Below are 13,761 nucleotides of genomic sequence, written 5' to 3'. Positions count from 1 at the left end.
TAAAACCCCTCTATTTGAGGGGTTTTTTTTGGCCTGCAAAAAACCATTCATCGCACTATTCCATCTCATCGCACGAGGAGAACTCAAATGACTAATCCGCTCTATCAAAAACATATTATTTCCATTAATGATCTGGACAGGGAAGATTTGGAGTGTGTTCTCCGTGTTGCTGATAAATTAAAACAGCAACCGAATAATGAATTATTAAAAGAGAAAGTCATTGCCAGCTGCTTTTTTGAGGCATCAACGCGTACTCGCCTCTCTTTTGAAACAGCCATTCATCGCCTTGGTGCATCTGTCGTCGGTTTTGCTGATGGCAGCAATACATCACTAGGTAAAAAAGGGGAAACACTGGCGGATACAATTTCGGTCCTTCGCACTTACGCTGATGCGATAGTCATTCGTCATCCTCAAGAAGGTGCAGCGCGCTTAGCGGCCGAGTTTGCTGGCGATATTCCAGTACTCAATGCAGGCGATGGTGCAAATCAGCATCCAACTCAAACTTTGCTGGATTTATTTACCATCAAAGAAACTCAAGGCCGATTAGATAACCTCAATATCGCAATGGTCGGTGATTTAAAATATGGTCGAACAGTACACTCACTAGCGCAAGCCTTAGCCAAATTTACAGGTAATCACCTCTATTTTATCGCGCCTAAAGTATTAGCGATGCCAGAGCATATACTGCACTTACTTGAGGAAAATGGTGTCGAATATAGCCAACATGAAACGCTTGACGAAGTAATGCCAGAGCTAGATATCCTCTATATGACAAGAGTGCAAAAAGAACGTTTAGACCCTTCTGAATACGCCAACGTGAAAGCACAGTTTGTTTTAACCACTGCTGATTTAACTCATGTGAAAGACAATCTAAAAATTCTTCATCCACTACCTCGCATTGATGAAATCACCACTGATGTAGATAAAACCCCTTACGCTTACTATTTTCAGCAAGCAGGTAACGGTATCTACGCACGTCAGGCATTACTTGCCTTAGTTCTGAATAAAACACTGGTTCTTTAATAAGGAGCACACCATGACACATGATCACAAATTAAAAGTTGAAGCAATTAAACGTGGCACTGTGATTGATCATATCCCAGCGCAGGTGGGCTTTAAAATCCTATCGCTCTTTCGCTTAACAGAAACAGACCAAAGAATTACTGTCGGTTTTAACTTACCTTCTGAGAACTTAGGTAAAAAAGATTTAATTAAAATCGAAAACGTGTTTTTAACCTCAGAACAAGCAAACCGTTTAGCGATGTATGCACCACAAGCTACGGTGAATATTATCGACGATTATCAAGTCGTTGATAAAATGGCATTAAGTTTGCCAGAGTTACTTGAAGATGTAGTTCCATGCCCTAACAGCAACTGTATTAGCCATAATGAACCCGTACAGAGCAGCTTCCGCGTTAAAAAGCTAGCCACAGACGTTGTATTAACCTGCAAATATTGCGAAAAAGAATTCGAGCGTCATGCCGTTATTCGTTAATTCTTTTAACTATCTGCTCGAAAGGGCAGATAGTTTTTTATTAGCTAATCTGTTGAATAACAAATTCTTTCCCACCTATAATAAAATGAATTAATTTACTATAATTAGAATCTGGGTTAGCAATAGAAATAACAACACTGATAAAAAATGCGAAAAATGTAAATATAATAGAACCCAATGCACTTTTTAACCCAGCTTTCCACCATCCTTCTCTATAGCGTTTGATCTCTTTAATAATTGAAATATTTTTAATTTCATCTTTAGCAAGATCAATAGCTATTTCTGTATATAATTCAGCAAACCTTATCAAGGATAATTCAGCACTATTTTTTAAACGTAATAAATATTCATCATTATAAATTAATAAGAAATTATTCAAATCACTCAATGGAATATTATTAGTATTATGTTTCTTTCTATATGACTCAGCCCATTCGTGCTTCTCTTGTTTATACATAGCATATGCAAGCATCCCTGAAAAAAAAGATTGGGTATCATTTTGATTAATATTAATAACAAGTTTTTCAAATATATTATTATATCTTTCATTATTTTTTATTTTATAATCATCCATAATAACTATCTCAGTTTTACTGCTCTACTCATTTTGCCTTACAAAATAACCACATTAATAATCCAGCCTCTCTAAATGCCTTTGAATAATGGTTCATATCTATTTTTTTTACCTTACCATTTATATATACAACTCTCAAATTAGAAAAAGAATTAATATTTATCTTAGCCATTACAAACCCCTTACATTAGTTTATTTTTAAATTATTTTATTTAATAAAATATAAATTTAAATCTGTACCAAAAAAAATAGAATTAAGATAAATATAAACAAAATTAAAAGAAATTCTAGCGAGTTTACAAAAGGTACTTTATTTTAAGACTGATTATTTACGACTCGTCATTATTAATAAATGTTTACTATAATTATTAATAAAATTAATTTTATTATTTATACAATAAAATACTAATTCACACTTATTGTAGATATTTTATCTACATAGAATCGCCAAATTCGTTCTTCTGTTTGATTTCACTTTTTGTCACCATAGCCATCAAGGATATATCCGCAAAACTATTTACTTACTCTCTTTAACAGGGACGAAATATCGTCTTCTGCGGATAGACTTATGCAAACGAAAACTCACTTATTACTTTTAACGCTGTCACTTGCTGTATTTGGTGTAATTACAACTGAAGTTGCAGTTATCGGGCTTCTACCTCAATTAATAGAACAACTTAATATTACTGCACCACAAGTTGGCTTTTTAGTCAGTATTTACGCCATTGTGGTCGCAATTACAGGTCCTGTGATTACTTTATTATTCGGTAAATTTAATCGTAAAACTATATTGTTGGTTATTATGGCGCTCTTTATTGTCTCTAATACTGTTTATGCTTTAACTCATCAATACCATGTTATTTTGCTATTTAGAATTCTGCCTGCATTAACGCACGCCCTATTTTTTGCCATAGCACTAATGGTAGCAGCCAATTCAGTACCCGTTGAAAAATCGGCACATGGTGTTGCAATTGTTTTTTCTGGGGTCGCGGTGGGGATGGTATTAGGTATGCCTTTAAGTGCTTTTATTGCTGAAACTTGGTCGCTTAATATGGCATTTTGCTTTGGAGCACTTACCAGCATTATTGCTTTTCTGGGTATTGCTATTTTTATTCCTTCGATGAAAGTCACACAACCACTAAAAGTTCGTGATCAATTAAAAGTACTAACACAATTTAATGTTTGGTTAAGTATCATAACTGTTACCCTTATTTTTTCTGCTATGTTTGCCGGTTTTAGCTATATCGCTGATTTTTTGGTTAATATCACCGGTTTTTCTAACAATATCACCAGCACATTACTCATTGTTTTCGGTATTAGTGGCTATATAGGTAACTTTATTTTTAGTCATTATTTACAGCAAAATACGATTAAAACCACACTGACTTATCCCATTTTATTTAGCTTAATCTATTTTGTTATTTGGTTAACCGGTGCTCATACATTTGCGATGATCCCATTAATTATTGTTTGGGGAATGCTCCATACTTCTGGGTTAATTGTATGCCAGACTTGGTTAATGCGAGATGCAAAAGCGGCACCTGAATTTGCCAATAGTCTTTATATCGCTTTTTCTAATTTAGGTATTACGGTGGGGTCTATGGTAGGTGGTTGGGTTATTTTACACCTAGAACTAAAAATGATTATGTGGGTAGGAATACTTTTTTCATTATTAGCCTTAAGCACAATTTGGTTGCGAGTACGCTTACCGTCACTGAATACTCATATTGCTTATCAATCAGAAAATTAATTAAATCCCCCTTCTTTTGCCACTTGAAGCAATGCATCTGCAATATAGCGGGTTTTAGGTGGCACATTGCGTCCTTTAGGCCACATCATATGAATAGCCGATTGATATCCTTGCGACTCAGGTAACACTCGTTGTAATTGACCTTCTTTAAGTTTATCGCCAATCATCCATAAAGGCAGTTGAGCAATACCATTACCTTGCAGCGTGGCCTCTAACATTGCATCACCATCCGCCAATTCATAAAAAGGAACAGGAGTATATTGACGAAATGTATTTCCCTCTTTTAATGTCCAATAAAAAGGCGTTTCTTGGCGAAATCCAACAATACAACGATGCGCTGATAACGCATCAATATCTTTAGGATGCCCTTGTTTTTGCAAATATAAAGGTGAAGCACAAAGCACTAATTTTTGAGTCGTGAGTTGTCGTGCAACCACATGAGTACTATCAGGTAAATGGCCGATTCGAATGACGAGATCCACACTTTCATCATGCATATCAATATAGCGTTCACTAAAAGAGACACTCATTTTAAGTTGAGGCTGTTTATCCATTAGCTTAATTAAAATGGGCATAATACATTTGCGACCAAAAGCAGCAGGCAAATCGATACGCAGTTTTCCTGTTAATACAGACTGATGTTCTTGAATTTGATGATTCGCTTGCTCAAGAATAGTCAGTGCCATTTGACATTGCTGGAGGTAATGTTCCCCTTCCGATGTCAAAGTTAAACGCCGCGTTGTTCTTAAAAAGAGAGTGACACCAAGATGTTCTTCTAATCGAGTCACACTTTTCCCTACCGCGGACTTTGTTATCCCTAAACGGGAGGCAGCACTAGTGAAGCTTCCTGTTTGAGCCGCGGCAACAAAAGCGGTAATACCAGCAAGTGAGTTAAACTGAAACATAAATTCCTACTACTGTTTTAGCCAAATCTAAAAATAATACTGAGTTTGTTTATTATAGAAGATTTAACCCTTAAATGAATAAAGGCTAGAGAAGCAAAAAATATAAACTTTCAAAAATCCATTATTTATAAAAAAATTTTCTATAAAACCCCCGTTAAACACGATAAAAAATGATGTTATATCGGGATCTTTACTTAAGTTCATTTTCTTTTTATCTATATAGACTTTATGATAAAGCCTGATATCTATCATATTGCTAATACTACCCGCTGGCTATAATAGCGGCGTGCTAACTCAGCGTTAGCGTCAATCTTATAAAAACAGGAGTTATACATGTCTTACGAGATTAATACCGAAAAAGCCCCTGCTGCTATCGGCCCTTATGTACAAGGTGTTGATTTAGGTAATTTAGTTATTACATCAGGCCAATTACCTGTTGACCCTGCTACCGGTGAATTTGTTTCTGACAACGCCGCAGAGCAAGCCCGTCAATCTTTAGAAAACGTGAAAGCGATTATCGAAAAAGCAGGCTTAACTGTTGCTAATATCATCAAAACAACTGTTTTCGTTAAAGATTTAAACGATTTTGGTACAATCAATGCTGCTTATGAAGCATTCTTTAAAGAACACAATGCCGCTTTCCCAGCACGTTCTTGCGTAGAAGTTGCTCGGTTACCAAAAGACGCAAAAGTAGAAATCGAAGTTATCGCTATCCGTTAATTTCGTCACAATTATTTATATTAAAAAAGCAAAGGTCTCTTTCTGAGCACTTTGCTTTTTTTATGTTCTCACTTTTTGATGGATAATTTATCACTTCGCTTTTCGGCACATATTTACAATCTCACCAAGCCCTCGACTTGCCTGATGTAGCAAAAATACCTTGATTTAGATCAGTATTTATGAAGATTATTTCCCTTTCAATTACTATATATTGTGCTTTAATACTTGGCGACATACAACATATAGTAATTATACACATCTTATCCACAATAAGCCTAAATGCAGTGCCATCGCCTGTTTTTATGGGATTTAAGCCTGTGGATAAACAGTTAAGGAGTAGGATTGTGAAAACCATAGTGATAAAACGAGACGGATGTAAAGTCTCTTTTGACCAAACCCGCATCAGCGATGCTATCAAAAGAGCAGCCGTAGCTTGTGAGATCACTGATGATGATTATTGCGAATCTGTCGCTCAATCTGTTTCGCAATCTCTCGCAGGACGTTCAAATGTCGATATCCGTGAGATCCAAGACGCCGTAGAAAATCAGCTGATGGCTGGCGAACATAAAGATGTTGCCAGAGCCTATATCGAATACCGTCATGACCGAGATGTTGCCCGTGAACAACGTGGCAGGTTAACTCAGGAAATCCGAGGTCTTATCGAACAAAGTGATGTCTCTATTCTTCATGAAAATGCGAATAAAGACAGTAAGGTTATCCCAACTCAACGCGATTTACTCGCGGGTATTGTGGCTAAACATTACGCAAAATTACATATCCTGCCAAGAGATGTGGTACTAGCTCATGAACGCGGTGAAATTCATTATCATGATCTTGATTATTCGCCATTTTTCCCCATGTTTAACTGTATGCTTATCGACCTTAAAGGCATGTTAACTAATGGGTTTAAAATGGGTAATGCCGAAATTGAGCCACCTAAATCAATTTCAACAGCAACCGCAGTAACAGCACAAATTATAGCGCAAGTTGCTAGCCATATTTATGGTGGTACAACAATAAACCGTATTGATGAAGTACTGGCTCCGTTTGTTAAAGCCAGTTATGAAAAAAACTATCAAGTTGCACAAGAGTGGCAAATTGCTGATAAAGAAGCCTATGCTAATGCACGTACTGAAAAAGAGTGTTATGACGCATTCCAATCATTAGAGTATGAAGTAAACACACTGCATACCGCTAATGGACAAACACCTTTTGTTACTTTTGGCTTTGGTCTTGGTACATCGAAAGAAGCACGCCTAATCCAACGTTCTATTTTAGAAAATCGTATGGCTGGCTTAGGTAAAAATCGTAAAACGGCGGTATTTCCTAAACTTGTTTTTGCTATTAAAGATGGACTAAACCATAAGTTTGGTGATCCTAATTACGATATCAAACAGCTTGCTCTTGAATGTGCAAGTAAACGTATGTATCCCGATATTCTTAATTATGATCAAGTGGTTAAAGTCACTGGCTCGTTTAAAACACCAATGGGTTGCCGTAGCTTCTTAGGTGTTTACGAAGAAAATGGTGAAATGATCCACGAAGGCCGTAATAATCTTGGTGTTATCAGCTTAAACTTACCACGTATCGCAATAGAAGCTCGGGGAGATGAAACCGCTTTCTGGTCACTACTTGATGATCGCCTCGAATTAGCGAAAAAAGCGTTAATGACACGTATTGCTCGTTTAGAAAATGTGAAAGCACGGGTTGCACCTATTCTTTATATGGAAGGCGCTTGTGGCGTTCGCCTAAAAGCTGATGACAATATTGCTGAAATCTTTAAAAACGGTAGAGCCTCAATTTCACTTGGTTACATTGGTGTTCATGAAACGATTAATGCACTCTTTGGCACTCAAAAACACGTTTTTGACGATGAAGTATTAAGAGAAAAAGCTGTCGCGATTATTAATCGTTTAAGAGAAGCCACCGATCAGTGGAAAGCAGAAACAGGTTATGGCTTTAGCCTTTACAGCACGCCAAGCGAAAATCTGTGTGATCGTTTCTGTCGTTTAGATGCTGCCGAATTCGGTATATTACCTGGTGTAACGGATAAAGGTTATTACACCAACAGCTTCCACTTAGATGTTGAAAAGAAAGTAAACCCATACGATAAATTGGATTTTGAAGCGCCTTACCCTCCTTTAGCGAATGGCGGTTTTATCTGTTATGGCGAATATCCTAACTTACAGCATAACCTCAAAGCCTTAGAAGATGTTTGGGACTATAGCTATACCCGAGTTCCTTACTATGGCACCAATACGCCTATAGATGAGTGTTATGACTGTGGTTTCACCGGTGAGTTTGCTTGTACCAGTAAAGGTTTTACTTGTCCTCGTTGTGGTAACCACAACCCTGCAAGAGTCTCTGTTATTCGCCGTGTATGTGGTTATTTAGGTAGCCCTGATTCACGCCCATTTAATGCAGGTAAGCAAGAAGAAGTTAAGCGTCGAGTAAAACATCTGGCAAATGGTCAGTTAGGTTAAGATTGTGAATTACCATCAGTATTACCCGGTTGATGTGGTTAATGGCCCAGGAACTCGTTGCACCCTGTTTGTTTCAGGGTGCATACACCAATGTCGAGGCTGTTATAACAAATCAACGTGGTCATTAAATTCAGGTAAGCCATTTACCCAAGAAGTGGAAGATCAGATCATTTTTGATCTTCAAGATAACCGTATTAAACGACAAGGATTATCACTTTCAGGTGGCGATCCCCTACACCCTCAAAATCTTTCTGCTATATTAAAATTGGTAAAACGTATTAAAACGGAATGCCCTGAGAAAGATATTTGGGTTTGGACTGGCTATTTACTCGCTGACTTAACCCCAGAGCAGCAAGAAGTCGTTAAGTATATTAACGTACTGATTGATGGGAAGTTCGTACAAGAACTTTATGATCCCGCATTACTGTGGCGTGGTAGTAGTAATCAGGTGATCCATAAATTGAAGTAATACACATTGAATTAACTGGAGGATGTATGCCTTTAAGTGATAATAAATATGTAAGCTTTTCTGAAGATCATGAATTGAACTACCATTTAAAAAAATGGGGTAAAAAGCAGTCTAAAGCGAATCGAGAGCAACTCGTGAAGCTAGGCACCGAATTGAAAAAGAAACTCGGTGCTAAACATCTCCAACATACTGAAATTGATGCTGAGATAGAAAAAAACCTTTCATCATTTGAGTAATAGTTAAAAAAACCTGCTGATAATAGCGATATTCTATCAGCAGGTTTTCTTTTTCTAGCTTCCTTTTACTTAATTCTAACTAATCACCTTAGTTATCAAATGCGAATCATTTTCAAAAAAGATAGCAAAATCTATTAATTCTGTTTTATTATTATTGTTCTTAACTATTCTTTTTACGATGATTAACTTTATGAAGTCTCTTATTTTATCTTTATTTTCAATCGTTTTACTTTCAGGATGTAGCAGTACTTGGGAGCCGAAAGGCGTATCAGACTACACATTACAAGAAGCAAAGCTTCTTTGTGATCTTAATGCCAATACCCGTTATCCAATACGTAAAGAAGTGCTACAACGTACAGTCTATCGTGATGTGCAAAAAACATGCCGCAAAGACGATAAAGATCACTGTGGTGATAAAAAAACCTACACAGAACGTGTGCCAATGACTGAAAGTTATGTAGAAGATATTAACCAAGAAGATAGAAAACTATTCTATACTTCATGTATGTCTTTAAAAGGATGGGAGCAAAAAAATCATTACTTTTGGGAATAAGCAGAAAATATTAATCTCGTTGCCAATAGAGTTTAGTGCCAAAACCTAAACTATTATTAACCATCTTGATTTCTTGCAATTGTAATTGCCATATGGGGGTATGAATTGCGGCCAACGCGACAGGAAAACGCGAACAATAATGCTGTCTTGCACTCAGTTCTTCAATACCTGTTAGCAAAGACACTGAGCCTGTAAATTGAATACCTTGCAGATTCGAGATACTCATCTCTTGTGTGCTAATACTCCCTGCAACAGATAAATTTTTCTGCATCATTTGAGCGTGACGCGTCTTTTTTTCTGTTAGAAAGATCAGCCGCATTTGCTGCTTATCAAACCAATAAAAACAATTCGCACACCAAATATCTTGCATAGAATTTGTTGTGCACAAAGTAAATACATGGTGTTCGTTTATAAATTGTTTAATTATTTTGAGCGAGTTTATAGGCAACATTATGTACCTGTATAAAATAAAAAGAGACGCTGTTCATCAGATAATTATATCATCAGAACAAGCGTCTTGCGCGTGTCTCTTATTACAGGTTATTTATCGTTAATAATATGCTATTAACGATAAATTTGAGCACTAACAGTCAGATATTCGTCACCTGTAGCACCAATAACTTTATAGCTTGTTGCACCTTGGTCTTTCGCGATTTGTGCAATTTTAGTTGTTAAACCGTCTAAAGTATCATTACCTGAAATAGTGATATACTCACCTGTTGAAGTATGGCTTGTAGATACGCTATCAGCAGCGATTGAACCGAATGAAATAGCACTTAAAGCTAATGTTGCAGCGATTAATGTAGATTTTTTCATAATAAACTCCAATTAAATTCTAAGATTTGTTATTTATCGCGGAGTATGTCTCTGTGATGTGATTTATATTATGCACTTTCATTTGACTTTAAAATTAGCAATAATTGCTGTTCTTATTCAAAAAAATTGATTATCTTTTTATTGAAATGAGTGATTAACATCACAAAATATTTACAACTCATTGATAAGATTGATAGATTTAACATTAATAAAGCTGTAAATTATTCACCTCAACAATTAAGAAATATAATTTATTAAATAAATTTTCAGCACAAAAAGGGAAAATACGATGCCAAGTGAAGTATGGTCACTTTATATCGTTAGAAATCGTTTAGGACATCTTTATACTGGGATCTCGATTGATGTTGAGCGACGTTTTACTCAGCATGAGAAAGGCGTTGGTGCAAAAGCGTTAAAAGGAAAAGGCCCTTTATCTTTAGAATTTCAATGCAAGATAGGCAGTAAACAACGGGCTTTGCAATTAGAATACCAACTAAAGCAACTGAAAAAAAAGCAAAAAGAAAAGCTGATCACAGACCAGCCTTCAGACATTGCATGCTATTTAGCTCAAAGTTAAACCTGTTATGGTTATATTAGCTAAATTGATCAAACAGCGGTGAGTAATTAACTAAACCGTGGATATTTTCAATGCTGCCATTATCCAACGCATAAATTTGAAATGCGTCTTCAGTATCAGGCCATTTACAGTAAAGCCCTTGTGTTTTGGCTGCAACAAATCCTGATTTTTGATAAAAATCAGGCGAACCTAATACCACTACGGCACCATAACCAAACTCATTTAGGATATCAAGGCCTTCATTAATAAGCTGGCGGCCAATGCCTTGACCTTGGAACTCTTTAGCCACAGCCAGAGGGGCAAGTCCAACCCACTGACAATCTTTTCCATCAATATCAACAGGCGTAAATCCGATATAGCCCATTACTTGTCCTTCATCATCAACTGCGACCATACCTAATGTCAGCAGCCCTTCTTCTCGTAAATGTCCTACTAAATCAGCTTCAGCATGAGTAGGAAAACTATGGCGCAAAAGGTTATCTATCGCGGGGATATCAACAGGAATTTCAACACGTATTAGCATGAAGTTGAGCTCAGTTCATGGCTGTGAGTGATGTCTTCAGTTGATTCTTGAAGTCCACTTTTCACAAAATCAGCCAGTTGTAATAAACCAAAACGCAACACAGATGGCATTGAATCTAGTTCAATTGCATCCATCAGGTTTTTTACATATAACCCGAGTTCTGTATCGCCCTCAATTTGTAGGCGACGCTGGAAAAAGAGCGTATCTGGATCTTCTTTGCGAGCAGCAATTAAAATAAGATCATTGGCATTTCCGCTAAAGCTGACATCTTCTTTTTCCAAGCGGCTAACAATTAATTTATCATCACGAACACTGATAAACCACTGTAATTGTAAATCCTTAATTTCGATTTTTAGCCATTTATCTTCTAAAAAATGCAAATCACCTTCAGCGAGTGACTCACGAAATTGCCAGCTTAAAAACTGTTCTAAAATATCACGTTGCAATGCAAATGGCGTAACTTGCAAAGGGTAACGTAAGAAACGAGGGCCATCTTTTACTAGGCGGGTACGAATTTTACTGAACACTTTTTCGGACTCCTTTAAATTAAATAGAGGCTATTGTGCCAGAGATAGACAGATATTCTGCGATCCTATATCAATATTCCGTTAATCCGTTGGTCATATTTTGAGTTATCTTATTTTACTTAAGTTAAACGCACTGTTCTCTGCCCTAAATCAAAACCTTTTTTTATCTTGCTAATTACAATTTCTGATCATTTTTAATCTCTAAAGGGAAGTGAAGATGGAATTGTTATGCCCCGCAGGTAACTTACCTGCACTGAAAGCGGCTATTGATAATGGTGCTGACGCTGTTTATATCGGCTTAAAAGATGATACCAATGCCAGACACTTCGCCGGACTTAATTTCACGGAAAAGAAGCTACAAGAGGCGGTTAATTACGTTCATCGCCACCAGCGAAAATTACACATTGCTATTAATACTTTTGCTCATCCTGATGGCTTTGAACGCTGGCAAAGAGCCGTGGATATGGCGGCATCTCTAGGAGCCGATGCATTGATTTTGGCTGATATTGCGATGCTAGAATATGCCGCCGAGCGCTATCCCCATATAGAACGACATGTTTCAGTACAAGCCTCAGCAACCAATACTCAAGCTATTGAGTTTTATCAGCGTCACTTTGATGTAGCTCGAGTCGTACTTCCTCGTGTGCTTTCTATTCATCAAGTCAAACAATTAGCACAGAGTAGCCCAGTACCTTTAGAAGTATTTGCTTTTGGCAGCTTATGCATTATGGCTGAAGGACGATGTTATCTTTCGTCTTATTTAACTGGCGAATCCCCAAATACGGTTGGCGCTTGCTCGCCAGCTCGTTTTGTTCGTTGGCAACAAACACCACAAGGCATGGAATCGCGTCTGAATAATGTACTCATAGATCGTTATTTACCTGATGAAAATGCGGGTTACCCAACATTATGTAAAGGTCGATACCTTGTTGATGACCAGTGCTATCACGCATTAGAAGAACCCACCAGCTTAAATACGCTATCTCTACTGCCTGAGCTTATGGCAATGAATATTGCCTCAGTGAAAATTGAAGGCCGTCAACGTAGCCCCGCTTATGTTACTGAAGTAGCAAGAGTTTGGCGTGCAGCCATTGATCAGTGTAAAAAAGATCCTCAAGGCTTTAATACCAATCCACGTTGGATGAATGCGTTAGGAAATTTATCAGAAGGAACACAAACAACCTTGGGTGCTTATCACCGAAAATGGCAGTAATAAGGATTTGAAAATGAAATATGCTCTTGGTTCTGTACTTTATTATTGGCAAAAGGCGACGCTTGAAACCTTCTATGAAAAAGCCAAAGCATCAAATGCGGATATTATCTATTTAGGCGAAACCGTATGCAGCAAACGTCGTGAAACAAAACCACAAGATTGGCTAAATATTGCTAAAGAAGTTGCTAAAAGTGGTAAACAAGTCGTTATTTCTACATTAGCGCTTTTACAAGCGCCTTCAGAACTTAAAGAGATCACAAAGCTTGTTGATAATGGCGAATTCTTAATAGAGGCTCACGATTTTGGGGTCATCAATATGCTCGCTGAGCGCCATTTACCTTTTGTAGCAGGTCATGGGCTTAATTGTTATAACGCCTACGCGCTGCGTTTATTGCACAAACAAGGAATGATTCGTTGGTGTATGCCTGTCGAGCTTTCTCGTGATTGGTTAGATAATCTTTTAGCACAGTGTGAAACATTGGGTATTAGAGACAAATTTGAAGTTGAAGTATTTGCTTATGGGCATTTACCTTTAGCTTATTCAGCGCGTTGTTTTACCGCTCGTTCAGAAGACAGATCAAAAGATGATTGTGAAACCTGTTGTTTAAAATATCCACAAGGCCGCGAAGTATTTTCTCAAGAAAATCAGCAAGTTTTTATACTCAATGGCATACAAACACAAAGTGGCTATTGCTATAACTTAGGTAACGAACAAACCTCAATGGCAGGATTAGTCGATATTGTTCGTCTTTCACCTGAATCAGAAGCTATTTTTGCTACCTTGCAGAAATTTCGCCAAAATGAACAAGGTCAGCAACCTATTACAACAATTCAACACCATGATTGTAATGGTTATTGGCGTAAATTGGCTGGATTGGAGTTGGTTGAGTAGACAATCTAAACCACTCTATTTTATTTCA

Annotated in this window: 18 protein-coding genes; 11 read left to right on the top strand and 7 right to left on the bottom strand. The window is 37.1% G+C overall.

The window, feature by feature from the left end; translation table 11 throughout:
- Positions 1-87 precede the first annotated feature (87 nt).
- Positions 88-1,023 carry an aspartate carbamoyltransferase gene (pyrB, locus tag M997_RS03220; RefSeq protein WP_064718663.1) on the top strand — a complete coding sequence of 312 codons (936 nt, stop codon included), beginning with the start codon at positions 88-90 and terminating at the stop codon, positions 1,021-1,023.
- Positions 1,024-1,036: 13 nt separating this feature from the next.
- Positions 1,037-1,495: an aspartate carbamoyltransferase regulatory subunit gene (gene pyrI, locus M997_RS03215; RefSeq protein WP_064718662.1), complete on the top strand. Its 459-nt coding sequence runs from the start codon at positions 1,037-1,039 to the stop codon at positions 1,493-1,495.
- Between the two features lie 40 nt (positions 1,496-1,535).
- Here pyrI and M997_RS03210 read toward each other — a convergent pair whose 3' ends face one another.
- Positions 1,536-2,069 carry a hypothetical protein gene (locus M997_RS03210; RefSeq protein ID WP_064718661.1) on the bottom strand — a complete coding sequence of 178 codons (534 nt, stop codon included), beginning with the start codon at positions 2,067-2,069 and terminating at the stop codon, positions 1,536-1,538.
- Between the two features lie 28 nt (positions 2,070-2,097).
- Entirely contained in the window at positions 2,098-2,241 is a 144-nt protein-coding gene (locus M997_RS17400; RefSeq protein ID WP_156510802.1) for a hypothetical protein, read from the bottom strand.
- A gap of 396 nt (positions 2,242-2,637) precedes the next feature.
- Here M997_RS17400 and M997_RS03205 point away from each other — a divergent pair, with 396 nt between their 5' ends.
- Positions 2,638-3,819: an MFS transporter gene (locus M997_RS03205; RefSeq protein ID WP_064718660.1), complete on the top strand. Its 1,182-nt coding sequence runs from the start codon at positions 2,638-2,640 to the stop codon at positions 3,817-3,819.
- Here M997_RS03205 and M997_RS03200 read toward each other — a convergent pair.
- Positions 3,816-4,724: a LysR substrate-binding domain-containing protein gene (locus M997_RS03200; RefSeq protein ID WP_064718659.1), complete on the bottom strand. Its 909-nt coding sequence runs from the start codon at positions 4,722-4,724 to the stop codon at positions 3,816-3,818. The two genes, M997_RS03205 and M997_RS03200, sit on opposite strands and share 4 nt — an antisense overlap.
- Positions 4,725-5,057: 333 nt before the next feature.
- Here M997_RS03200 and M997_RS03195 point away from each other — a divergent pair, with 333 nt between their 5' ends.
- The 5 genes from M997_RS03195 to M997_RS03175 all read left to right on the top strand — a co-directional run bounded on the left by M997_RS03195 (position 5,058) and on the right by M997_RS03175 (position 9,185).
- Entirely contained in the window at positions 5,058-5,444 is a 387-nt protein-coding gene (locus M997_RS03195; protein ID WP_004246200.1) for a RidA family protein, read from the top strand.
- Positions 5,445-5,788: 344 nt separating this feature from the next.
- Positions 5,789-7,927 carry an anaerobic ribonucleoside-triphosphate reductase gene (nrdD, locus tag M997_RS03190; RefSeq protein WP_064718658.1) on the top strand — a complete coding sequence of 713 codons (2,139 nt, stop codon included), beginning with the start codon at positions 5,789-5,791 and terminating at the stop codon, positions 7,925-7,927.
- A gap of 4 nt (positions 7,928-7,931) precedes the next feature.
- A complete protein-coding gene (gene nrdG / locus M997_RS03185; protein ID WP_064718657.1) occupies positions 7,932-8,396 on the top strand; it encodes an anaerobic ribonucleoside-triphosphate reductase-activating protein in 465 nt (154 codons plus the stop codon).
- 26 nt (positions 8,397-8,422) lie between these two features.
- Entirely contained in the window at positions 8,423-8,632 is a 210-nt protein-coding gene (locus tag M997_RS03180; protein WP_023583554.1) for a hypothetical protein, read from the top strand.
- A gap of 190 nt (positions 8,633-8,822) precedes the next feature.
- Positions 8,823-9,185 carry a hypothetical protein gene (locus tag M997_RS03175; protein ID WP_064718656.1) on the top strand — a complete coding sequence of 121 codons (363 nt, stop codon included), beginning with the start codon at positions 8,823-8,825 and terminating at the stop codon, positions 9,183-9,185.
- A 10-nt stretch (positions 9,186-9,195) separates the two neighbouring features.
- On the opposite strand, the gene M997_RS03170 is transcribed toward M997_RS03175, so the two are convergent.
- Both M997_RS03170 and M997_RS03165 read right to left on the bottom strand, forming a co-directional pair.
- Positions 9,196-9,636 carry a YhbP family protein gene (locus M997_RS03170; protein WP_064718655.1) on the bottom strand — a complete coding sequence of 147 codons (441 nt, stop codon included), beginning with the start codon at positions 9,634-9,636 and terminating at the stop codon, positions 9,196-9,198.
- A gap of 113 nt (positions 9,637-9,749) precedes the next feature.
- Positions 9,750-10,001 (bottom strand): YdgH/BhsA/McbA-like domain containing protein, encoded by a 252-nt coding sequence (locus M997_RS03165; RefSeq protein ID WP_064718654.1) that lies wholly within the window; start codon positions 9,999-10,001, stop codon positions 9,750-9,752.
- Between the two features lie 289 nt (positions 10,002-10,290).
- Here M997_RS03165 and M997_RS03160 point away from each other — a divergent pair, with 289 nt between their 5' ends.
- Positions 10,291-10,578 (top strand): GIY-YIG nuclease family protein, encoded by a 288-nt coding sequence (locus M997_RS03160; RefSeq protein WP_064718653.1) that lies wholly within the window; start codon positions 10,291-10,293, stop codon positions 10,576-10,578.
- A 16-nt stretch (positions 10,579-10,594) separates the two neighbouring features.
- Here the strand turns inward: M997_RS03160 and M997_RS03155 are convergent, their stop codons facing one another.
- Together M997_RS03155 and ubiT are read right to left on the bottom strand one after the other, a co-directional pair.
- The gene (locus M997_RS03155) at positions 10,595-11,101 is read right to left on the bottom strand and encodes a GNAT family N-acetyltransferase (protein WP_064718652.1); all 507 of its coding nucleotides are present in this window, start codon (positions 11,099-11,101) and stop codon (positions 10,595-10,597) included.
- Positions 11,095-11,628 (bottom strand): ubiquinone anaerobic biosynthesis accessory factor UbiT, encoded by a 534-nt coding sequence (gene ubiT, locus M997_RS03150; protein WP_064718651.1) that lies wholly within the window; start codon positions 11,626-11,628, stop codon positions 11,095-11,097. Before ubiT ends, M997_RS03155 begins: the two co-directional genes overlap by 7 nt.
- A 217-nt stretch (positions 11,629-11,845) precedes the next feature.
- Here ubiT and ubiU point away from each other — a divergent pair, with 217 nt between their 5' ends.
- Together ubiU and M997_RS03140 are read left to right on the top strand one after the other, a co-directional pair.
- Positions 11,846-12,841, top strand: coding sequence for a ubiquinone anaerobic biosynthesis protein UbiU (gene ubiU / locus M997_RS03145; RefSeq protein WP_064718650.1), 996 nt, complete (start codon positions 11,846-11,848; stop codon positions 12,839-12,841).
- Positions 12,842-12,854: 13 nt separating this feature from the next.
- Entirely contained in the window at positions 12,855-13,733 is an 879-nt protein-coding gene (locus M997_RS03140) for a U32 family peptidase (protein ID WP_064718649.1), read from the top strand.
- The last annotated feature ends 28 nt before the right edge of the window (positions 13,734-13,761 follow it).

It is taken from the genome of Proteus hauseri ATCC 700826 (genome assembly GCF_001654965.1).
In the GTDB taxonomy this organism is placed as follows: domain Bacteria; phylum Pseudomonadota; class Gammaproteobacteria; order Enterobacterales; family Enterobacteriaceae; genus Proteus; species Proteus hauseri.
The sequence above is the reverse complement of the archived record's forward strand: the minus strand, read 5'-3'. Positions and strand labels throughout refer to the sequence as shown.